Source organism: Pyxidicoccus fallax (assembly GCF_012933655.1).
In the GTDB taxonomy this organism is placed as follows: Bacteria; Myxococcota; Myxococcia; order Myxococcales; family Myxococcaceae; genus Myxococcus; species Myxococcus fallax.
In genome coordinates this window covers 1-20,513 of record NZ_JABBJJ010000125.1, presented here as the reverse complement: position 1 = coordinate 20,513, position 20,513 = coordinate 1, and the positions used below count along the sequence as shown (strand labels likewise).

The window sequence follows — 20,513 nt, the reverse complement described above, 5'->3', positions numbered from 1 at the left end:
ACCTGGGTTACTTCGCGGTGAGGGGGCTCTCGTCTTCAGAAGGGCAAGACGGAGGACACCGGAGTCCATCCTCAACGACTTCCGCGCCGACGCTGGTGCGGTCGGATGTCACCGCGACCGTACCCGGCGATGAGAGCGTCGTGAGGATGTCCTTCCCGCGCGCGTCGTAGGGCACCAGCACCAGACGGGTCTGCCCTGCCGCATCCAGCCCCTGGTAGATGCGGACTCCCGCCGCCGGATTGCCGCTGGAGTCCTTCGCGTTGAGCAGCGCGGCGATGCCGTCACGGTTGAAGCTCTCGGAGTGTTCGAGGGCCAGCCGCGCCTTCATTCCGGGGTGCTGTGCATGGAGCGCATCACGCGTCTCGCGGAAGTGACGGGTGTAGCCCGCGGCAACCTCCATCGGGATGAAGTGGGCTTTTGCGGCTCCCAGGTCATAGGGGATTTCGGGGGCCGCGCTGTCGCGGAAGCCCATGAACACGATGGCTGAGACGGCTACGAGACCTGCGATCTTGCTCTGCATGGGGTACTCCCTCTGTGCGGACCTGAAGCTCGAACGGGTAGGCTCGATTGCTGTACCGTAACAGAGGAGGCCCCCATGGCCTCATGGAGCGGCCGGAAGCGTCTCTTGGGTGCGGGGCTCGTAGTCCCCCTGGCAGGCGCCCTGGGCAGCGTCCCAGGGTAGCATCAGCGGTTCCGAAGCAGGCCACACCCGCGAGTCCCCATCTCCTTGGGATAGGCTCCCAGGAACTGGCCCCCCCCATGCACCATCGACATCTCTTCGTTCTGGCGCTGGCCGCGCTCGCGGCGTGCAAGCCCGACCCGAGCCGCATCACCTGTCCCGAAGGAGCCGTGCTCCACACGTCGCGGGACCCGAGCGGTGGCAGTCTGCACTCCTGTCAGCGCCCCCTCGAAGGCGAGCGCGCACTCCAGCACGGCCCCTTCGTGGAGCTGGACGCCCAGGGACGGGTGACGCGCCGCGGGGAGATGCGAGACGGGCAGCCCCACTTCGTCACGACCTTCCATCCCAATGGGACGCGTGCCACCGAGGGTCCCATGAAGGATGGACTTCCCCACGGCGACTGGACGGAGTGGTCGGAAGCTGGCGAGGTCATGGCGCAGAACCGCTACGACCGTGGCCGGCTCGTCGCCCAGTACGGAAGGCCCGTCTTCTCCTATGCGAGCCACGGCGGGGATACCGACGTCGTCAGTCACCTCCGCCGCGCTCCACATACCGCCATCGCGCGTGTCATCGACTGCTACGAGACGGAACTGCCGCGGGCGACGATGCCGGCGGACACCCTCTTCGAAGTCATCGAGCCGGTACGAGGCGCGCCAGGCAAGCGCGTCTACGGGCACACGATGGTGGGCTGCCCGCTGGAGGTCGGAACCATCACGATCGTCAGCGTCGAGCCTCAACCCGGCAAGCGCACGGGTGACATCATGAGGAGCTTCTCCTCGGGGCAGGACGTGCCACGAGGCGTCATGGTCGACGGACGCGTGCTCACGGCAATTCAGGTGCCCGGCATGGACGCGGCACGAGAGGACGTGCGGCGGATGAAGCTGGCGCCGTGAAGGGCCGGACAAAGACGGGGCTGCCCTGCCGCATCCAGCCCCTGTAGGGACGGGTATCGCCAATACATGTAAATCCTGATACCGTTGCCATCCAGTACAGCCAGGACAGCGCCTCCGAGGCCCTCTCGGCGGGGTGCTGGCTGTGCTCCGGCGAAGACGCGGATGGGGTGAACACCCGGAGCCCGGTACTTCATCGTTGCCCATCAGGCTCGCGCGCATGACCGCGCGAGGAAGGCTTGCTCACGCATGGACCCGCAGGACTACAAGCGCATCCTCGACATCAAGCGGCAGACGGAGATCGACCTGCTGAAGCTCCCGGGCGTCCACGGCGTCAGCATCGGGTACAAGGTCGTCGGCGGCCAGCGGACCGACGAGCCCGCCATCGTGGTCCATGTCACCCAGAAGCTCTCGGAGGATCAGCTCGCGCCGGAGGAGCGGATCCCCACGACAATCCAGGGAGTCGCGACCGACGTCATCGTCCATCCCCAACCTGGCCCCAACGAGGACCAGGGGCGCTACCGGCCGCTCAAGGGGGGATGTCAGATCGCCTTCCAGAACTGGTTTGGCACGCTGGGGACGGTCGTGAGGCGTCGGAGCGACGGCGTGTTCTGCCTGCTGACGAACCAGCACGTCCTGCCCAGCGACGGCACCGTGTACCAGCCGACCGTCCAGGGCGGCAACGAGATCGCCGATGTCGCGAACCATGTGCTCTCCCGGAAGGTCGACGGTGCCATCGCGAAGCTCAGGCCCGGCGTGAACTGGACGAACTGGGTCCTCGGTGTCGGGGCCGTCCAGGGCAAGTACACGGTCGGCATCAACGACATCGGCGGCGTGGGTTATCCGGTGCAGAAGTACGGAAGGACGACCGGCTGGACGAACGGCCTCGTCACTGGGATCAACTACAGCGGAACGCGCAAGGACGGGTGGCAGTTCGAGGACCAGCTCTTCGTCTCCAACGACGGAGGGACCTACTCGTCCCCGGGCGACTCCGGCGCGGTGGTCATCGACACGCAGTCGCGCATCGTAGGCCTCCACTGGGGCGGCGACGGCAGCACCTTCGGGGCGGCGAGCCCGATCGACGACGTCGAGAACGAACTGGAGGTGAGCATCGTCAACACGTCCATGCCCCTGCTCCGCGTCGTCCACGAGGGACGCGACGACAGCGGCTGGGTCTGGTGCGCCACGTTCGACGGGACGACCTGGTCGAAGGATCAGCTCATTCCGAACGACAGCAACGCCTTCGGGACCTCGGGGCCTCCGAGCATCGTCGCGTACCGGGAAAAGCTCTACTGCCTCCGCCAGGGACGCAACGACAGTGGCTGGGTCTGGTGCGCCAGCTACGACGGCACGAACTGGTCGCAGGACGCGCTCATCCCGAACAGCAGCAACGCCTATGGGACCTCGGGGCCATCGGCCCTCGCGGTATTCCGAGGGAAGCTCTACTGCGTCCGCGAGGGACGCGACGACAGCGGCTGGGTCTGGTGCGCCACGTTCAACGGGACGACCTGGTCGAATGACCAGCTCATCTCCACGAGCGGCGGCACCCTGGGCACCTCCGGAGCGCCAGCGCTCGTCGTCTACCAGAACAAGCTCTATTGCATCCGCGCGGGGAGGAGCGATAGCGGCTGGGTCTGGTGTACCAGCACGACGGATGGCGTCACCTGGACGAAGGACACGCCCATTCCCAACAGCTCCGACGCCTATGGCACGACGGGGACCCCGGGGCTCGCGACGTATCGCGGCCTGCTCTACTGCGCTCGTCAGGGACGTGACGGCAGCGGCTGGGTCTGGTGCGCCACGTTCGACGGGACGACCTGGTCGAAGGATCAGCTCATTCCGAACAGCGGCGACGCCTATGGCGTCTCGGGGTCGCCGGCCCTCGTCGTGTACAACGACAGGCTCTATTGCATCCGCGAGTCGCGGAGCGACAAGGGCTGGCTGTGGATGGGCACGTTCGACGGAACGACCTGGTCGACGGACCGTCGCATCCCCAACAACGACAACGCCTATGGAACCTCGGGGCGGCCGGCGCTCGCCGTCTTTCCCTAGCGGCTTCTGCCGCCCGGCATCAAGGGCTTCTTGACAACTCACGCCCCTTCCTAGGAAGGAGGCCGCCCGCGGTGGAGCGCCCGCCGAAGCGCGGCGATGAGCTCGGGGAGCCGGTCCAGGACCCTCCGGAGCTGCTCCTCGGAGAACGCCACGGGCTCGACCACGAGGTCCGCCTCGACATGGTCGCTCGGATGTCCCCACCCGACAATCGCCGCGTCAATGAGTGGCTCCCGGTCCAGGTGCTTGACGGAGAGCTCCAGGGCCACGTTGTCCGGCTCGTTGGAGCCCTGATTCGCGAGGACGCAGTCGATGCCCAGGCAGTGGCCCTGATACGTGGTGCGCGAGCCCACGGGCGAGTCCCAGACCGAGATGGCGACCCCTGGGTGTTCCAGCTGGAGCTGTCGTACCTGCTCCTCCAGCAGCGGGAGCAGCTCGTGGCGAAGCTTGGTGACGGTATCCATCAGGCCATTCCCTCCAGCGACTCCACGATGACCGGGTACGTGTCCCGAGCGGCGGTGCTACCCATGAACGTGTCCAGGTGCCCGTAGCCCTCCAGCACCTTGCGCTGGTACCCGTCCGCGCCGTTCTCCTCCCGGAGCCACTCGTATGTCAGCTCCGTGGACGCGGGCATGTACGTGCCGTTCTGCTCTCCCGACAGGAAGGTGATGGGCCGGCGCAGGTGCTCGGGCCGCAGGTAGGACGGAGGCTTCGCATTGCCGTACCGGCGGCGGTTCTCCTCCTTGCCGTAGTCGAAGGCCACCGCGTGCCCCGCGCGCGCCATCTGCGCCAGGTGCCGGAACGTCAGCATGTTGCAGGGGCCGAACTGCTCGTCCAGCCGCTCATGCGTCTCGCGGTTGAGCCGCGCGTGCCGGTACAGGTGTCCGTACATGAACGTCAGCCGGTGGCACACGGTGCTGTCACACTCGTGGCTGAGCAGGTCCGCGAACTTGCCGAAGGCCGCCTGCCACACCGGGTTCTGCGGGTCCTCGTCCGGAGACAGGTAGTCCAGCGCCACGTCCAGCGTCTCCGGCAGCCGCAGCATCGCCTTGAGCTGGGTGGCGGGCGGCACGATGTGGTGCAGCGCCACCTGCGAGGCCACCACGCTGCGCACGTCCGGCAGGTACCCCGCCGCCATCGACATGAAGAACGCCGCCGAGCCCGCGCAGTGCACCACCGCCTGCACCGAGTCCGCCTTCGTCACCTCGCGCATCCGGCGCACGGCCGCCGGCATGTCGTACCGGGCCGCGTCGTCCAGGGTGAACTGCCGCAGCGGCAGCTCCACGCTCGCGCGCCAGTCCAGCAGCCACGTGTCGTAGCCCTGGCGCACCAGGTACTGCACGAAGTTCTCCTTCACCGTGGGCAGCATGAACATGCCGCTCCACACGCCCGCCCCGTGCACCAGCAGCACCGGGCCCTTCGCGCCTCCCTGGTATCGGGTGAGCTGCAACGGGACACCGTCGTCCGCCGTGAGTTCGTGCCGCTCGGCCTCGGGTAGCGTGTTCATGGTCATCTCCTCGAAGTCATCAATGGGGTTCAGAAGCCTCGGGCCACGGCCTCGGCGATGCGCTCGGACACCGCGCTGATGGTCATCACCGGATGGAAGCCGATGGCGGTGGGAATCACGGAGCCGTCCGCCACGTGCAGTCCCGGGTAGCCGAACACCTCGCCCTCGGTGGACACCACGCCACGCTCGGGCGAGTCCGCCAGGTGCGCCCCACCCAGCGAGTGCACCGTGAAGGGCCGCTTGAAGAGCTGCCACGTCACCAGCGGCGCGTACGTGCCGCCGTACTGGGACGCCAGCTCGCGCATCGCCTCGGACATGCGCTTCACCAGCTCCGCGTTCTCACCGGCGTAGTTCCACTCGACGTCCAGCCGGCCGCCCTTCAGGCGCATGCGCCCGTTGGCGTTGTCCTGGCCGATACCGAAGAGGTTGCACGTGCGCGCCGCGTTCACGCGGTTGTTCATGGGCCTGCTGAGCAGCCCCTTGGCGAAGGCCTTGTGCACGACGGGCCCGAGGAAGGTCCACAGCGGCGCGCCAATCCCCTGGAAGGGGCCGAGCCGCGGCTGGCCCATGCCGGCAATCACCTCGGTGGCTGGCCGGTTGAACGTGGCCTTCACCAGGGTGAAGCGCGGCGCCGCGTCGGTGAAGCGCATCACCGTGGCCACGTCCGGGCCCACCCACGGGAGGATGTCCTCCCGCGCGTTCTGCAGCGAGCCCAGGAAGTCTCCGTTGCCCGAGTACCCCTGCCCCAGCCGCGCGCTCACCCTGGGCAGCGTCTTCGCCCCGTCGCGGCTGCGCAGCAGGATTTCCACCGAGCCCAGCGTGCCCGCGGCCAGCACCACGCGCGAGCCCTCCACCGTCCGCCGCTCCCCGGTGGCCAGGTCCTGGCAGTGCACCCGGTAGCCCCCGTGCACCGGCTCCACGTGCGAGACGAGCGTGCGCGGCCACACCGTGGCGCCCAGCGCCTCCGCCCGCGCGAGGTACGTCAGGTCCATCGTGTTCTTCGCGCCGTGCTGGCAGCCGAACTCGCACTCCGAGCAGAGCTGGCACACCTTGCGGCCCGGGCCGGGGGGCTCCGTCCAGGCCACGGCCTCGGGCGGGTCGAACGTCTCGCGCCGCATGGCCCCGGCGGCCCGCTTGAAGAGGTCTCGCTTGCGCAGCGGAATGGACGCCGGCACCGGCTCCAGGCGCAGCTCGCGGGCCACCTTGTCGAAGTACGGCTCCAGCGAGGCGCGGCTGTAGCTCCGGGGCCAGCGCGGGTCTTCGAAGACGACGGGGTCCGGCCGCACGTGGACGTTGGCGTAGATGAGCGAGCCGCCGCCCACCCCGCTCGCCGTCACCGTGCCGATGCCGGACAGGAAGCGCACGTCATACAGGCCCTGCGCCTCCGTCCGCGACTCGTGGCGCCAGAGCAGCTCATCCGCGCGCGTCACGTCGCGCGGGAACTCGCCGGGACGGTAGCGCCGGCCGCGCTCCAGCACCGCCACCGACCGGCCCGCCTGGGCCAGCCGGAGCGCGCTGATGGAACCTCCGAAGCCGGAGCCCACCACCACCACGTCGTACCGTGTCGCCATCTCCAAGGTGCGCATCTCCTATTCCAGCTTCGCGCGGGCGTAGACGTCCCAGAGGGTGCCCATGAACATGCCCCCGAAGCGGCGGAACGCGTCCGCCTTCCGCACCGGCGAGTCCGTGCCCAGCACCGAGAACGTCGTGAGCTGCTGGAGGAAGTCCGGCAGGTGCAAACGGATGATGCCACTGGACACCACGGGGGCATCCCGGTCCGTGCCCCGGCGGATGACGGTGTACAGCGTGGTGGTGTCGCTCCAGGCGTCGAAGCCGGCGTCGTCGCGGATGTCCTTGTACCCGTCCAGCACGTACTTCTGGCCGTCCACGCCGGTGAAGGGCAGCAGGTAGAGCATCCGCCGCTCGGTGAAGCTGTCCGTGTCGGTGAAGAGGTTGAAGACGCCGTTCTCCACGTCCGCGCCCTTTGGGGGCGTGAAGCCCTGCACGTGCACGGTGCCCTGGGCGATGCCTCCGTGCGCCTTCTCCACGAGGAAGCGGTCCAGGTTCGGCAGGGTGATGGTGACGACGAACTCCGCGATGAGCCCCGCGCTCCGGCCCGCCTTCTCCGCGCCCGCGAAGTCGTCCGCGGGCGCGTGGCCCGGCGAGTGGAAGCCCCGCATCCGCTCGGTGAAGCGCATCCCCACCACCGGCGTCGGCGAGGGCACGGTGCCGCCTTCCGGAATCACGACGCCCCCCATCGGGTCCTCCCGTCTCTGCACCCCGGAGCCTACCGTGATGCGCAACGACGCGGTGAAGGGAGCCGGGGCCCGCTCGGGCGCCGTCCAGCCCGGGTTGCCCAGGGCGACGCGGATGGCCCGCTCCACGTTGCGCTCCGCCACCGCGGCGATGGTGGACGACGGGTTGACGCCGGTGCTGGACGGCAACGCCGCGCCGTCCAGGACGAACAGCCCGGGATGGCCATGCACCTCACCATTCGTATCGAGGACGCCGTACGCGGGCTCCTCGGCCATGGTGCAGCCGCCCAGGTTGTGCACCGACACGGGGATGTGGAGCCGCTCCCACAGCGGGTTGTAGACGGCGCGCGCACCCAGCGCCCGGGCGATGTCCTGGCTGAGCTGCTCCTGCGTCCGGTACAGCGGCAGGTTGGAGGGCACGTCCCAGCTCGCCTCCAGCTCGCCCGTGGCCGGACGCAGCGCCAGCTTGCCGTTGGACCTGTCCCGGCCCATGGCCAGGAACACCGCCTGGAAGCGCCCGCGCTCGCCGTCGATGGAGGCCGCCGCCCGCGAGCGCTTGCGCAGCGCCTTGACCAGCTCCCGCTGGAGCAGGTCCACGGGCACCTTCAGGTTCTTCACCGGATCCAACGCCTCGACGATGCCGGCGATCTGCGCCGGGTGCCCGCCCTCCTGGAAGAGGAACCACGTCTTGTCGGGCCCCTGCCCCTCGTCCACCACGAGACTGGTGGTGATGGTGGGGCCCTCCGCCGGGTCCCACACCTCGCGCGTCTCCAGCGCGAAGGCGAGGAAGTCCCCGTTGGCGGAGTACCGGCAGCCCAGCCGCTCGTTGAGCCGGGGCAGCGTGCCCCACTCGTCGCGGCAGCGCAGCAGCAGCTCCGTGGTGTTCACCGCGCCCGCGCACAGGAAGACGCGGCGCGCGTCTACGGCGCACAGGGTGCCGCCGGCCGCGTGGTCCCGGTACGTGACGCGGTAGCCCTCCGGGGTGAGGGGCTCGATGCGCGTGGCCTCCGCCTGGGTGGACACCTGCGCGCCCTGCTGCTCCGCGACGGCGAGGTAGTTGAGGTCCAGCGTGTTCTTCGCGCGGACGTTGCAGCCGATGTCGCACTCACCGCAGTAGGTGCAACCCTCCTGCGCGACGCCGAACTTGTTGGACACCGTTTCGCCGGCCGGCGTGAAGCGCACGGCGAGGTCCGGGTAGAAGAACTGTTTCTCGCGCCCGAGCTGGCGGGCCACGTCCCGCATGCGCTGCGTCTTGGTGGGCAGCTCCCGCGAGGACGCGGTGATGGGCTGCAGGTCCAGCATGTGCGCGACGAGGTCGAAGTACGGGTCCAGCGACTCGCGGCTGTAGCCCTCGGGCCAGTCGCGCTCGAAGGTCTCCGCGGGCGGGCGCAGGTGGACGTTGGCGTAGATGAGCGAGCCGCCTCCGTAGCCCGCCGCCTGGACGATGCTCATCCCCTCCAGGAGCTTCACGTCGAAGAGGCCCTGGCCGTGCTGCCACAGCCAGCCGTTGAGCGGGTTGTCCCAGTCACGCGGGAAGCCCCCCTTCGGATAGCGAATCCCCCGCTCGAGCACGCGCACGGACAGGCCCGCCTGGGCCAGCCGGCAGGCCGCCACGGCGCCACCAAACCCGGTGCCGATGACCAGCGCATCGTACTTCGGCGCCATGTTCCTCCCCCCTGTTCCCCCGGGACCGACACACGGCCCGGTGTGTTCCGCACTACATTGACGGACGAGGACCCATTTCTTGAGAAGGTCGCGTGTCCGTCCGGCCCCGCCCCTCTCAACCCCGCGAATTCGCGGGACTGCTTGTCACGGTGGCAGACCGCCGGTGGCCCGGATGTGACACGGATGCACCGGGCCGCCTGCTCGCCCGGACCTCGACCGCTCCAACCCCTCGGGACGTGGAGCCGCGCGCGCCGGAGGCCACCCCGGCACGCGGGCTGCACTGCCTCCCTTCGAGCCCGCAACCAACGGCGGGGGCGGGCTCACGCAGGCAGCGCCACGCGCGGAGACACGGAGGCGACGCGGTGGCCTGCCAGAACGTCACGTGAGGGGAAGAACAGTCATGAATCCGAACAAGCCGAAGCAGCAGCAGCGCCGTCGCAACCGGGGAATGACGCTCATCGAAATCATGGTGGTCATCACCATCCTCGGCCTCATCGCCGCTGCGGTGGGCGTCGCCGTCATCCCCCAATTGGGCGAGGCCCGGAGGGACACGGCCGCGCTGGACATGAAGAGCATCGAGACCGCGCTCAAGCTCTACTACGCGAAGAAGGGCCGCTTCCCGGACACGAGCACGGGGCTGAACGCGCTGGTGGAGGGCCAGACGCTGGACCGGCTGCCCAAGGACCCGTGGGGCAACGACTACGTGTACCTCAACGAGAACGGCAAGCCCGTCATCCTCTCCTACGGCGCGGACGGCACCGCCGGAGGCGATGGCGAGAACGCTGACATCTCGTCCGCGACGGCGCCCTCGTCGAAGAGCTAGGCCACCGCGGCGAGGAGCGGCGGAGCACGGCCTCCGCTTCGCATCCGCGTGACGAGCGGTGGTTCAGTGCTCCGGCGCAACGGGTGGAGCCCGGCCTCCTTCGCGTGTCCTCGCGATGAGCGGCGAGCGGGTCTCCCCTGCCCTTCAGGCGGCCCTCGCTGAACGGGAGCGGACGGTACGGACCATCCTGGGTCCCATGGAGCACGGACGCGCGCGCCGTAACTTCGCGCGTTCGCCGGGAGCCATCCTCCCGGCCCGCCCAGGAGGCGCTCCATGCCGCGAGCCTTCGACCGCCGGACCCTTCTCAAGTGCATCGCCGCGGTGGCGGCGAGCACGGCCTTCGGCTGCTCCGACGATGACGACGAGCTGCCCATCCTGGAGGACCGCGCGTTCTATCCACAGTCCGTCGCGTCGGGCGAGCCGCGCGCGGAGAGCGTGGTGCTGTGGACGCGCGTGGTGGATCCCGGAAGCCCCGACGCGGACGTGGACGTCACCGTCCAGGTCGCCCTGGATGACCGCTTCTCACAGCGCGTCCTGGAGCTGACGGGCGTCACCGTCACCTCGGCGCACGACCACGTCCTCAAGGTGAAGGTGACGGGGCTCGCGCCACGCACGCGGTACTTCTACCGCTTCCTCTACGAGAAGAACGGCCGGCTCGTCGCCTCGCCCATCGGGCGCACCCGCACCGCGCCCGAGGCTGGCGCGGACGTGCCCGTGCGCTTCGTGGTGGCCAATTGCCAGAATTACAATCGGCGCTTCTACAACTCCTGGCAGCGCCTGCTACAGCTCGACGAGGACCTGGACTTCGTCGTCTTCCTCGGGGACTACGTCTACGAGACGACCCCGGAGGCGGCCCCACCCGGCGTGCGCCAGGTCTCCTTCAGCGAGCCGGCCGGAGCCCTGCGGCTGTCCACCTCCGGTGGCACGGTGCTCGCGGCCGCGTCGCTGTCCAACTACCGCGACCTGTACCGCACGTACCGCACGGACCCCTTCCTCCAGCGGGCCCACGAGCGCTACCCCTTCATCGTCGTCTGGGATGACCACGAGTTCTCCGACGACTCGTGGGGCGCGCACGCCAACTACACGGACGGGCGTCAGGAGGAGCTCCAGGTGGAGCGACGCCGCAACGCGGAGCAGGCCTTCTTCGAGTACCTGCCGGTGGACCCCGACGAGGCGCCCGAGGGCGTGGTGGACCTGGACGCGACGCCCCGCTACCCGGACACGCGCGTCTGGCGTGCGCTCGACTTCGGAACCACGCTGCGCCTCATCGTCACCGACTACCGCACGCAGCGCCCGGACCACCTCGTCCCCGAGGACGCCTGGCCCGCAACCGTGGCGGTGGACGCGGCGGCGCTGGCGACGCTCGGCCTGACGGCGGCCTTCGCGGCGGACACCTTCGCCTATGTGGACATCGACGCGCCGGAGTACGCCGAGGCGAAGACGCTCTTGCGCGGGGCCTACGTGGGGCTCGCGGTGACGGCGGGGCTGGCCCGGACGGAGGCCGAGGCCCGCGCCGATGCCGCCGTGCGCGGCCCGCAGGCCCTGGCCTACGTCAACCCGGTGCTCGTCCAGACGGGCCGGGCGCCCATCGACCCCGTGGGCAAGCCGCGCGGCCTCGGCTTCGTGCACCTGGGGAAGACGGCGCTCTTCTCCCGGCTGGGCTCGCGCTACGTCACCGTGAAGGACACCTACGACGTGTACGCGGCCTGGCGCGACCTCTCCACGGGTGGCGGCGCGCAGAACGTGCTGGGACCCCAGCAGCGGGACTTCGTGCTGGAGACGGCGGGCGGCGCGCAGGCGTGGAAGGTGCTGGTCAGCTCGGTGTCCCCCACCTCCATGGTGTGGGATTTGCGCAACAAGCCGGACGTCACACCCGAGTCGGTGCGCAACCGCTACTACTTCGACGTGGACCAGTGGGACGGCGTCCCCCAGGAGAAGGCACGGCTGCTGGCGGAGCTGCGCGGCCGGACCTCGGACCGCCTCGTGGTGGTGTCCGGGGACATCCACGCGTCGTTCGCCTCCGTGGAGCAGGGTGTGCCGGCGCTCACCGCCCCCGCCATCTCCTCCGCGTCCGTGGGCGAGGAGGCCGCCGAGCAGGTGGCGGCGGCGGGCTTTCCTCCCAGCTCGGCGGTGTACCGCTACGTCGTCACCGAGCAGGCCGCCACGCTGCGCGAGGGCAACCCCGGCATCGTCTTCGTGGACACGAACGCCCACGGCTTCACCGTGGTGGAGGTGCGCGCCGACGAGGTGCGTGCCGCGTACCACCTCATCCCTGGCACCGAGGCGGGGACGGACTACGGCCAGCGTCCCGACGACCTGGCCGCGCGCTTCACCCGCCACGACTTCACCGTGCGCCCCGGCGTCATCTCCAGCGCCTGAGTGGGCCGGAGGGACGGGCCCGTCAGACGCGGTAGGCGCTCGCCACCACTTCCATGCGCTGCGCGACCTCGCGCAGGGCCTCGGTGGTGTTCTGGGTGCCCTTCAGGCTCTGCATCGTCTCTTCCATCATCCGGGACAGGTCCGTCACCGCGGTGAAGATCTGCGCGACGCCCGCGTTCTGCTGCGTCACCGCGGCGGCGATCTGCTGCGCCGCGTTCGCGTTGTCCTGGATGATGCCGGCCAGCTCCCGCAGGCTGTCGCCGCTGGCGCGCACCTGGGACAGGCCCGTCTCGGTGCGCCGCTGCCCCTCTTCCGACAGCGCGACGGTAGCCTGGATGGCCCGGAGGATGTCGTCGAGAATCTCCCGGACGCGGCCGGTGGAGGTGATGGACTGGTCCGCGAGGCTGCGAATCTCGCGCGCCACCACGCCAAAGCCCTTGCCGTGCTCACCCGAGCGCACGGATTCAATCGCCGCGTTGAGGGCCAGCATGTTGGACTGGTCCGCCAGGTCCTTCACCGACTGGGTGATGCCTTCAATCTGCTTCGCGCGCTCCGCGAGCGAGGAGATGCCGCCGGCCACGCGGACCACCTGCTCGCGCAACTGCTCGAAGCCCTGGAGGCTGGCGCTGACGGTGGTCTCGCCGGCCGCGCTCACCTCGCGGGCGCGCTCGGTGGCGCCGAGCACGGCCTGGGAGCGGTCCGCCGCCATCATCGACGTCTGCTTGATTTCCTGTGCCGTCACCTGCGTCTCCTGGAGCGCGGCGGCTTGCCGCGTCAGGTTCCGCTCCGCCTGGGCGGAGGCGCTGGTGAGGTCCGCCACCGTCTGCCCCAGCACCTTCGTGCCCTGCTGGAGGCTGGCGGTGGACTCGCGCAGGTGGCTCATCATCCGGGAGAAGGCCTGGGCCAGCTCGCCCACCTCGTCCCGCCGCGAGGGCACGTGCACCTTCTGCGTCAAATCTCCCTCGCGCACGATGCGGCCCACCACCTCGCTCAGCGTGGCGATTGGGCGCGTCATCCCGTGCGCCAGCAGCCACGCGCCCACGCCCGCCAGCAGGATGGACACCACCGTGAGCGCCAGGGCCACCTTCCCCGCGCTCTCGAGCGGCGCGTAGGCCTCTTCCGGGTCCACCGAGGCCACGAAGTGCCAGCCGTCGCCCACGTCGCGAATGGCCTCGGAGTTGATGGCCTCGACCAGCACGGGCTCCTCGGGGCGCGGCGTGCCCGCGGCGCGCGAGTCATACAGCGAGGTGCCGTCGGCGGAGCGCACCTCCAGCGCGAAGCTGCCCAGGCCGCGGGAGCGGGCGCGCTCCAGCGCGAAGGACACCACGCCGCCCACCTGCCCCCAGTCATACGCCGCCAGCAGCACGCCGATGCGCGAGCCGCTGATGGGGCTGATGACCGGCACCGCGAACGGCAGCACGCGCTGCTTGAAGACGGGGTCCTCCTTCAGCAGGGCGCTCGTGTCCAGGCGCCCCTCCAGCGCGGCGCGGAACCAGGGCGTGGCGAGCACCTCCTGCTGGCGGCCGGAGAACGCGTCGCGCAAGAGCGGGTCGCTGGCGGAGACGGCGCGCCCCTCCTCCGTGAAGAGCACCAACCCGCTGAAGGACGGATAGCGCCGCTGGAGCGCGGCCAGCACGACGTCACTCTTCTCGAAGGTGTCGAACAGCAGCGCGCCCCGGAGGATGGCGTCCTCGGCCCAGCTGCGCACGTTGGCCTCGCGCTCGGCGAGCGAGGCCTCCACGAGGTCCCTCAACCCCTCGGCCTCCACCTTCAGCCCCGCGTGAATCTGCCCCTGGAGGTTCTCCGTCGTGGAGAGCCGTTGGAAGAGGTTGAGCGGCACGAGGGCGCAGAGGATGAGCAGCGACACCGCCAGGGCGAGGCGGGCGCGCAGTTTCAGTCCGTCCAGGAGTCGCATCATGGGAGGTGGGCTCAGAGGTCCAACAGGGAGATCGCGACGGTGAGGGCGCCGATGGTCCGGTCACCATCGCGGACCGGGAGGGACAGCTGGATGACGTAGGCCTGCGAGGACTCGTCGAAGAAGGGCTTCTCGCGCAGCACCTGGCCCTTGCGGTAGGGCACCTGGAACTTGGGCTCGTCGCCCTGCCAGTAGTCGGACGTGCGGCGCGTGGCGCCCACCAGCGCGCCCTGGTCATCCATGGCGAAGGACTCGGCCACCACGAGGCCGAGCCGCGCGCGGTGGCGGTTCAGCGCGCGGGAGCACGCGCTGCCGAGCACCTGCTGCTTGAAGGCCGTGAGCATCGGCGAGGCCTGCCACGTGAAGTCCTTCTCACGGATGCTGTCCAGCGACACCCGACGTGCGTTCTGCGCCCGCACCGCCGCGACGACCTCCGGGTCCGTGGCCATGCGCCGCAGCTCCGGCAGCATCCGGTCCACCTTCTGGAGCTGCGCGGCGCCATCCGCTGGAAGTTGCCCCAGCAGAGACAGCGTCAGAGCGAACCACGTCATCCACAACCCCCGTCGCCCGGGCGCCTCGCGCCGGGACTCGTGAAGCAATCCCCACCTGAATAATACGGATTGTTACATGGCGGACGGTCTGGGAGGAAAGGCAGGAGAGCGTCCTTGCCCTCTTCCACCTGTCCTGAGTGGCCACCTCTGGTGTCTGATGGGCATGCAGAAGCGGTTCTCACCGGGAAATCCTTTTCATGAACGCCACGCCCCTCCCCATCGACCTCCAGCGGGCCGCGAAGCTGGCCATCCTGGTGTCCGCGCTCGGCTACTTCGTGGACATCTACGACATGGTCATCTTCAGCGTCGTGCGTACCGCGAGCCTGGAGGCCATCGGGGTGCCGGCGGCGGAACGGATGAGCGTGGGCGTGCGGCTGCTCAACATGCAGATGGTGGGCATGTTGGCGGGCGGCATCCTCTGGGGTGTGTTGGGCGACCGGCGCGGGCGGCTGTCGGTGCTGTTCGGTTCCATCTTCCTGTACTCGGCGGCGAACTTCGCGAACGCGTTCGTGCAGACGGTGGAGCAGTACGCGCTCTTGCGAGTGCTCGCGGGCATCGGCCTCGCGGGAGAGCTGGGCGCGGGCATCACCCTGGTGAGCGAGCTGATGTCGAAGGAGCACCGGGGCTACGGGACGACGCTGGTGGCGACGAACGGGGTGATGGGGGCCATCGCCGCCGCCCTGGTGGGCAGCCGGCTGGACTGGCGCACGGCGTACCTGATTGGCGGCTGCATGGGCTTTGCTCTCTTGTGCCTGCGACTCACGGTGCACGAGCCGCGCCTGTTCACCGCGCTGAAGGAGCAGGCGGTGTCGCGGGGGAACTTCCTGCGGCTGTTGAAGCCGGGGCCGTCCGCGCGGCGCTATGTGTCCGTGGTGCTGGTGGGCGTTCCCATCTGGTTCGTCATCGGAGTGCTCATCACCTTCGCGCCGGAGTTCGGCAAGGCGCTGGGGATGAAGGAGGTGCCCCAGGTGGCGCACGCGGTGCTGGTGGGCAACGTGGGCACGGTGCTGGGCGACGTGGGCAGTGGATTGTTCAGCCAGTTCACCCGGAGCCGGAAGAAGAGCGTGGCGCTGTTCCTGGTGCTGGGGGCGCTCGGCACGGCGGCGCTCTTCACGGTGGGGAGCGGGTCGCTGTGGGCCTTCTACCTGTGCTGCGGAGTGCTGGGGTTCTCCGCGGGCTACATGGCGGTGCTGGTGACGATCGCGGCGGAGCAGTTCGGCACCAACCTGCGGGCCACGGCGGCGACGACGGTGCCGAATTTCATCCGTGGATCCACGGTGCTGCTGACGTCGGGGCTGCAGCTCGCCACGCCCACGCTCGGGCTCAAGGGAGCGGCGCTGTGCGTGGGCGGGCTGGCGCTGCTCGTGGCCTTCGTGGCGCTGCGCGGTATCGACGAGACGTTCGGCCGGGACTTGGACTTCGTGGAGCGGTGAGGCTTCAGCGGCCTCCCGCCACCCTGGCGAAGTGGTGGGCGAGGCGGTGGAGCAGCTCGGTGTTCTCCGCCTCGGCGGCCTTGAGCTTGGGGAGCTGGGACTTCAGCTCCTGGACGTCCTTGCCGCGCTGCTTGAGGTCCTCGGTCTCGAGGTCCAGCCAGCGGCCCATTTCGGCGGCGGTCAGCTCGGGGTGGAACTGGAAGGCGTAGGAGGTGCCCAGCCGGAAGGCCTGCTGCGTGTAGCGGTCCGTGGAGGCCAGCAGCGTGGCGCCGGAGACGGGCTTGTAGGTGTCACCGTGCCAGTGGGCCACGACGCTCTTGGGGCGGGCGGGGCCAATCACGGGGTCCTTGAGGGCGTCCTGCGTCCAGCGGACGGGGGCGACGCCGACCTCGAAGCCGTTCTTGCCGGGGAAGACCTCGGCGCCTGCGGCGGACGCGAGGAGCTGGGCGCCCAGGCAGATGCCGAGGCACGGCAGCTCGTTGGCGAGGCGCTCGGTGAGGAGCGACTGCTCTTCGTGGAGGAAGGGGTGCTGGTCGGCCTCGTAGACGCCCATGGGGCCGCCCATGACGACGACGAGGTCGGCGCTCACGTCCTCGCGACGCACGGAGCGGAACCGCGTCACCAGGGAGAATCCCGCCGCCTCCAGCGCCGGCCCGAGCAGGCCGGGTCCTTCGTGCTCCTCGTGCTGGAATACCACCGCGCGCATGCTCATGGCCTCCGTGGCTCGAAACGGGCGCGAGACTAGCGCGTAGGCAGCTCGCGGAAAGAGATACCGTCCAGTTCGAGGCGGCGTACCGCCTCCATGAACCGCTCGGTACCGATAATCACCGTGGCGTAGTTGCCCACCCGGAACAGGTCCAGCTCCGTGGGCAGGGTCGCGGCGTCAAGGATGGGCTCGTCCGGCAGCCGGAACCCCACTCGGCCGCAGGTGGCACACGGTGGCGGCAGGTCCGGGGGAAGGCAGTCCCGGTGCAGACGGCCACGAGGTTCAATCTGGAGTTCCAGCAGCTCCGGCGGGTCTTTCTGCCGGAAGCGCAGCTCCGTTTGGCAGCCCAGCAGTCCCCGCACGCCTTCCGCCTGGAGACGCTCCAGCGCATCCCGGCGCACCAGCCACAGCATGTCCCCCTGTGAGGTGAACGGACCGAACTTCCCGGAGGCACGGCCTACCAGGGGACCGAACTCGGTACCGGGAGGGAGTGTCGCGTTCGGAGGGGCCAGGGGGCGCACCCGCTCGCGCAAGCGTGCGAACTCGGCGAAGGGTTCGGGTCTGGCCTTCTCGAACTCCCTCCGCTCCGGCAGTTGCGAGAGGTCCACCGCCGGGTACTGGTGGCCCGAGCTCGCCCAGGTGGAGCCACAGGTGTGGCAGCTCACGCCGGGAAGTCCCCACTTGTGCGAGGCGTCGAAGTTCCCGCCATAGCGCTCGCGAGCGACGGCTTCGTTCGTCGTGAGCTCGAAAAATCGGGTCATCCGTCTTCACGCTCCCGGGCGCGAATAGTAGGGCTGAATGGGTCCGCCGATGAGCTCGAAGCGATGAATGAGTTCCCCTGCATGTTTGTAGATCTCGACGGGCGAGGCGTCCTCGTTCCTTCTTCGGAACGCGCGCCACGCATCATTCCACGCCCCGCCACGCCCGGTCCCGTCGTGGATTCTCCTGTGGACGTCACGAGGGATGGGCATGGTGTAGTGGTGGATCTTGACGCCCTGGCGCTCGAACCACCGTGCGAGGTCGTGCGCCGCGTCAGCGGGCCTCGGAGCCTCCAGGCTGCTCGCACGTCACGCGCAGGGTGTGCGGCGTGTAGATGAGCAGTGAGACGATGGACAGGAGGACATCCGTGGCCGTCACCTGCAGCTCCGTGCGGACGGGCTGGTCGCAGTAGCGCGAGGTGTCCACCCTCCCCGTCCCGATGAAGCCATTGAGGTACGTGGGCACACGCTCCTCGTGGGTGACGAGCTGGGCGCCTGAAGGCTCCGGCCGCTGCTCGAAACGGTAGCGATAGCAGCCGGACATCGCCAGCAGGAGGAGCGGGAGGGCCGTGTGGGAAGTCCTCATGCGGGCGGAGGCTGCGACTTCCCGGGTGGAAGGAGAAGCGGTCCGGTGCTCGGGGACACGGCGCGTGTCCGTGGCCGCACATCGCTGGCCCGCTGCTGCTGGGACCGAGGCGGCTGTATCCAGAACACGGCGCTCGCATTGTTCCCAAGGACCATGGGAGCAGACGCGCATGGTGAGCACCTGGGCCTGTGCTGCTCGGTGCGCGAGAGGGGCCACCATGCACCCGCGAGACACCAGGGACGGAAGTGGATGGACGCGGAGGTCGCGAGGTGCCGTCGCGGCCGTGCTGCTGCTGGCGGTCCTGGCCACCCTCCCCGCTCGCGCGGCCGGGGGCGGCGTGGATGAGGCCGAGGCGTCCCCTCCGCCCTCCTCTCCTGGCGTCACGTTGAAGTCCTCGACGGCCCCGACGTGCGACGGGTCCACGTCCGAGGACACTCCGGTGCTGACCTTCGGCGAGGCCGCCCCCCGGACCTGCCGCCTGCGGAGCGTCCTGCTCACCGCGCCCTCCACGGAGTCCGCGTCCGGGTCGGGCGTGAGGCTCACCGACGTGCCGGCCGGCACGCTGGAGCGGGACCGGCACCTGGTGGACCTGAACCGGGAGCGCATCGCGATGAACTGGATGGCGCTCGAGGTGCTCGCCGGGTGGACGCTGGCGAACATGGCGGTGGGCACGGCGGGGTACTTCATCGCGGATGACCAGACCTGGCGCTCCTTCCACCAGATGAACGCGCTCTTCAACGTGCCCATCCTCGGCACGGCGGTGGTGGGCGCGCTGGTGCTGGCGGCGCAGGATCCGGAGCGGCTGACGCTGGAGGAGAGCCTCCGCCGCGGCGTGATGCTGGAGCGGGGTCTCCTGGTGGGCGTCACGCTGGACGTGCTGGCGGCCACCTTCGGCGCGTTCCTCTGGGAGCGCGGCCGGCACATCGACTCGGGGCAGCTCACCGGGTGGGGCCGCTCCCTCGTCCTCCAGGGCGCGGTGCTCCTGCTCTACGACATCGGCCTGTTTCTGCTCAACGCGCGCTACGACGCGCGGCTCCTGATGATGCTGTCACCGGACTCGCGCGATGGTGCCGGTGTCGCCATGCGGATGCGGTTCTGATTCACGAGGCCAAGACCAAGACCCGCTACACCTCCTTGAACTTCAGCCCTGTCGCCCCAGCGCGCTCCAATGCCTTCTTGATCTCGTCGGAGACGATGAGGGCGATGTGCCATCCCCACGTTCGGAACACCTTCGCGTCGCCCACCTTCATCGGGTCGATCCGCAGTCCCACGACGGATGAATACGTCCCCACCCTGTCCGGCCGCCCATCCTCTGGCATCCAGTACCGCACCTCCTCGGATGCCTGATCATCGATGCACTTCACGACGCGGGCGACGTTGATGAGGAAGTGCTCCTCCGGCTGAGTATCCACCTCCACGGGGAATAGCTGCACGTCATTCGGAGCCAACTGGGCCAGGACGGTGGCCACCCTCTCTGTGGCAATGGGAACGGTGCCCGCATCCGCGAGCGTGAGGTCGAGCGGCTTGCCGGGTTGGTAGACGGGAACGCGCAGCTTGCCTTCGACCTGAGCAGGCTCTCCCCGCAAGAACACACGCGAGCCGAACTCTCGTCCTTGCGAGTCCCTAGGCGCCCCCAGTTCCCAACGCCCTGGGATGTAGACGTCATCGGACAGCCTGAAGTACCGCGTTGCCATCGTGGGTTCCCAATCTCATTGGGTCCGGGCGACCAGGTTGGGACCGGCTACAGCGCGTGCCTCGGAATCCGGTTCAGGGAGAGTCCTGACTCACGGCCCGACATCCCTCGCGGCCGGAGCCTCCCCATCGCGCGAGGTCAGCTTGACGAGCCCGCCAGACAGGACGAGGAGCACCACGTAGGCCACCGCGTCCTCCAGGCTCCCCTCCGGCGCCACGTCGTACTTCCACAACGCGCCGAGCTGCGGGTTGCCCGAGACGAGCATGTCCCCCATCACCACCAGCGCCCGCGCCCCCACGGGCGCCCACAGCGACCCCGTCTTCTGGAACAACCACGTCGCGTACACCGCCGTCGCCAGCAGCCCGCAGAACTGCCAGAACGTCGGCGGCTGCTCCACGGAGTGGATGACCGCGAACAACAACGCGGACACCCCCAACCCGTACAACGCCGAGCGCGCCCGCCCCAGCCGCACGAAGATGTACCCCCGGAACAGCAACTCGTCCTTGAGGCACAGCAGCGGCGCGAGCACCAGCCACGAAGGCACCGCCCAGACCAGCACCCCCGACAGCGGCGCGCCGTCCAGCGCCGACTGCAACCCCCGCCCCCGCACCAGCTGGTGGTACC

18 protein-coding genes and 1 pseudogene are annotated in these 20,513 nt (G+C 69.4%); 6 read left to right on the top strand and 13 right to left on the bottom strand.

The features are described from left to right. Positions 1 to 7: 7 nt before the first annotated feature. The gene (locus tag HG543_RS25320; RefSeq protein WP_169347426.1) at positions 8 to 520 is read right to left on the bottom strand and encodes a hypothetical protein; all 513 of its coding nucleotides are present in this window, start codon (positions 518 to 520) and stop codon (positions 8 to 10) included. Positions 521 to 759: 239 nt separating this feature from the next. Between HG543_RS25320 and HG543_RS25315 the strand changes: the two genes are divergently transcribed. Further along, positions 760 to 1,572 (top strand): toxin-antitoxin system YwqK family antitoxin, encoded by an 813-nt coding sequence (locus HG543_RS25315; RefSeq protein ID WP_169347425.1) that lies wholly within the window; start codon positions 760 to 762, stop codon positions 1,570 to 1,572. 246 nt (positions 1,573 to 1,818) lie between these two features. After that, positions 1,819 to 3,621 carry an exo-alpha-sialidase gene (locus tag HG543_RS25310; RefSeq protein WP_169347424.1) on the top strand — a complete coding sequence of 601 codons (1,803 nt, stop codon included), beginning with the start codon at positions 1,819 to 1,821 and terminating at the stop codon, positions 3,619 to 3,621. Between the two features lie 50 nt (positions 3,622 to 3,671). Here HG543_RS25310 and HG543_RS25305 read toward each other — a convergent pair whose 3' ends face one another. Genes HG543_RS25305 through HG543_RS25290 form a run of 4 tightly spaced genes read right to left on the bottom strand, consistent with a single transcriptional unit; the run spans position 3,672 to position 9,045 of the window. Continuing rightward, on the bottom strand, positions 3,672 to 4,082 hold the full coding sequence (locus HG543_RS25305) for a hypothetical protein (protein WP_169347423.1): 411 nt from the start codon (positions 4,080 to 4,082) through the stop codon (positions 3,672 to 3,674). Beyond that, positions 4,082 to 5,125, bottom strand: a complete 1,044-nt coding sequence (locus HG543_RS25300) for an alpha/beta hydrolase (protein WP_169347422.1) — start codon at positions 5,123 to 5,125, stop codon at positions 4,082 to 4,084. The genes HG543_RS25305 and HG543_RS25300 overlap by 1 nt, the downstream gene beginning before the upstream one ends. Positions 5,126 to 5,154: 29 nt before the next feature. Continuing rightward, the gene (locus HG543_RS25295; RefSeq protein ID WP_169347421.1) at positions 5,155 to 6,711 is read right to left on the bottom strand and encodes a GMC oxidoreductase; all 1,557 of its coding nucleotides are present in this window, start codon (positions 6,709 to 6,711) and stop codon (positions 5,155 to 5,157) included. Between the two features lie 3 nt (positions 6,712 to 6,714). Next, positions 6,715 to 9,045, bottom strand: a complete 2,331-nt coding sequence (locus HG543_RS25290; RefSeq protein WP_169347420.1) for a GMC oxidoreductase — start codon at positions 9,043 to 9,045, stop codon at positions 6,715 to 6,717. Between the two features lie 400 nt (positions 9,046 to 9,445). Between HG543_RS25290 and gspG the strand changes: the two genes are divergently transcribed. Both gspG and HG543_RS25280 read left to right on the top strand, forming a co-directional pair. Next, positions 9,446 to 9,868: a type II secretion system major pseudopilin GspG gene (gspG, locus tag HG543_RS25285; RefSeq protein WP_169347419.1), complete on the top strand. Its 423-nt coding sequence runs from the start codon at positions 9,446 to 9,448 to the stop codon at positions 9,866 to 9,868. 273 nt (positions 9,869 to 10,141) lie between these two features. Next, entirely contained in the window at positions 10,142 to 12,247 is a 2,106-nt protein-coding gene (locus HG543_RS25280) for an alkaline phosphatase D family protein (RefSeq protein ID WP_169347418.1), read from the top strand. Between the two features lie 22 nt (positions 12,248 to 12,269). On the opposite strand, the gene HG543_RS25275 is transcribed toward HG543_RS25280, so the two are convergent. Together HG543_RS25275 and HG543_RS25270 are read right to left on the bottom strand one after the other, a co-directional pair. Then, complete coding sequence (locus HG543_RS25275; protein WP_171817930.1) at positions 12,270 to 14,162, bottom strand: methyl-accepting chemotaxis protein; 1,893 nt, start codon at positions 14,160 to 14,162, stop codon at positions 12,270 to 12,272. 14 nt (positions 14,163 to 14,176) lie between these two features. Next, positions 14,177 to 14,713 (bottom strand): PDC sensor domain-containing protein, encoded by a 537-nt coding sequence (locus HG543_RS25270; RefSeq protein WP_169347416.1) that lies wholly within the window; start codon positions 14,711 to 14,713, stop codon positions 14,177 to 14,179. Between the two features lie 197 nt (positions 14,714 to 14,910). On the opposite strand from HG543_RS25270, the gene HG543_RS25265 reads away from it, so the two are divergent. Beyond that, entirely contained in the window at positions 14,911 to 16,146 is a 1,236-nt protein-coding gene (locus HG543_RS25265; protein ID WP_169347415.1) for an MFS transporter, read from the top strand. Positions 16,147 to 16,150: 4 nt separating this feature from the next. Here the strand turns inward: HG543_RS25265 and HG543_RS25260 are convergent, their stop codons facing one another. The 4 genes and pseudogenes from HG543_RS25260 to HG543_RS25245 form a co-directional block, all read right to left on the bottom strand. Next, positions 16,151 to 16,852 (bottom strand): type 1 glutamine amidotransferase, encoded by a 702-nt coding sequence (locus HG543_RS25260; RefSeq protein WP_169347414.1) that lies wholly within the window; start codon positions 16,850 to 16,852, stop codon positions 16,151 to 16,153. 35 nt (positions 16,853 to 16,887) lie between these two features. After that, positions 16,888 to 17,613, bottom strand: coding sequence for a SitI6 family double-CXXCG motif immunity protein (gene sitI6 / locus HG543_RS25255; protein WP_169347413.1), 726 nt, complete (start codon positions 17,611 to 17,613; stop codon positions 16,888 to 16,890). Between the two features lie 6 nt (positions 17,614 to 17,619). Then, positions 17,620 to 17,880, bottom strand: a pseudogene (gene sitA6, locus HG543_RS25250) (SitA6 family polymorphic toxin lipoprotein); the annotation flags it as partial. Positions 17,881 to 17,884: 4 nt separating this feature from the next. Then, complete coding sequence (locus HG543_RS25245; protein WP_169347412.1) at positions 17,885 to 18,196, bottom strand: Bor/Iss family lipoprotein; 312 nt, start codon at positions 18,194 to 18,196, stop codon at positions 17,885 to 17,887. A gap of 283 nt (positions 18,197 to 18,479) precedes the next feature. Between HG543_RS25245 and HG543_RS25240 the strand changes: the two genes are divergently transcribed. Further along, positions 18,480 to 19,295, top strand: a complete 816-nt coding sequence (locus HG543_RS25240) for a DUF6992 family protein (RefSeq protein ID WP_169347411.1) — start codon at positions 18,480 to 18,482, stop codon at positions 19,293 to 19,295. 25 nt (positions 19,296 to 19,320) lie between these two features. Here the strand turns inward: HG543_RS25240 and HG543_RS25235 are convergent, their stop codons facing one another. Next, positions 19,321 to 19,890: an imm11 family protein gene (locus tag HG543_RS25235; protein WP_169347410.1), complete on the bottom strand. Its 570-nt coding sequence runs from the start codon at positions 19,888 to 19,890 to the stop codon at positions 19,321 to 19,323. A gap of 90 nt (positions 19,891 to 19,980) precedes the next feature. Continuing rightward, the coding region (locus HG543_RS25230; RefSeq protein WP_169347409.1) for a CPBP family intramembrane glutamic endopeptidase at positions 19,981 to 20,513 on the bottom strand (533 nt) is incomplete at its 5' end.

Coding starts and splice junctions, on each gene's coding strand:
- HG543_RS25270 (WP_169347416.1), bottom strand. CDS start 14,713: ATGACGTGGTTCGCTCTGACGCTGTCTCTGCTGGGGCAACTTCCAGCG.
- sitI6 (WP_169347413.1), bottom strand. CDS start 17,613: ATGACCCGATTTTTCGAGCTCACGACGAACGAAGCCGTCGCTCGCGAG.
- HG543_RS25315 (WP_169347425.1), top strand. CDS start 760: ATGCACCATCGACATCTCTTCGTTCTGGCGCTGGCCGCGCTCGCGGCG.
- HG543_RS25310 (WP_169347424.1), top strand. CDS start 1,819: ATGGACCCGCAGGACTACAAGCGCATCCTCGACATCAAGCGGCAGACG.
- HG543_RS25320 (WP_169347426.1), bottom strand. CDS start 520: ATGCAGAGCAAGATCGCAGGTCTCGTAGCCGTCTCAGCCATCGTGTTC.
- HG543_RS25245 (WP_169347412.1), bottom strand. CDS start 18,196: ATGAGGACTTCCCACACGGCCCTCCCGCTCCTCCTGCTGGCGATGTCC.
- HG543_RS25275 (WP_171817930.1), bottom strand. CDS start 14,162: ATGCGACTCCTGGACGGACTGAAACTGCGCGCCCGCCTCGCCCTGGCG.
- gspG (WP_169347419.1), top strand. CDS start 9,446: ATGAATCCGAACAAGCCGAAGCAGCAGCAGCGCCGTCGCAACCGGGGA.
- HG543_RS25295 (WP_169347421.1), bottom strand. CDS start 6,711: ATGCGCACCTTGGAGATGGCGACACGGTACGACGTGGTGGTGGTGGGC.
- HG543_RS25280 (WP_169347418.1), top strand. CDS start 10,142: ATGCCGCGAGCCTTCGACCGCCGGACCCTTCTCAAGTGCATCGCCGCG.
- HG543_RS25305 (WP_169347423.1), bottom strand. CDS start 4,082: ATGGATACCGTCACCAAGCTTCGCCACGAGCTGCTCCCGCTGCTGGAG.
- HG543_RS25290 (WP_169347420.1), bottom strand. CDS start 9,045: ATGGCGCCGAAGTACGATGCGCTGGTCATCGGCACCGGGTTTGGTGGC.
- HG543_RS25265 (WP_169347415.1), top strand. CDS start 14,911: ATGAACGCCACGCCCCTCCCCATCGACCTCCAGCGGGCCGCGAAGCTG.
- HG543_RS25235 (WP_169347410.1), bottom strand. CDS start 19,890: ATGGCAACGCGGTACTTCAGGCTGTCCGATGACGTCTACATCCCAGGG.
- HG543_RS25300 (WP_169347422.1), bottom strand. CDS start 5,125: ATGAACACGCTACCCGAGGCCGAGCGGCACGAACTCACGGCGGACGAC.
- HG543_RS25260 (WP_169347414.1), bottom strand. CDS start 16,852: ATGCGCGCGGTGGTATTCCAGCACGAGGAGCACGAAGGACCCGGCCTG.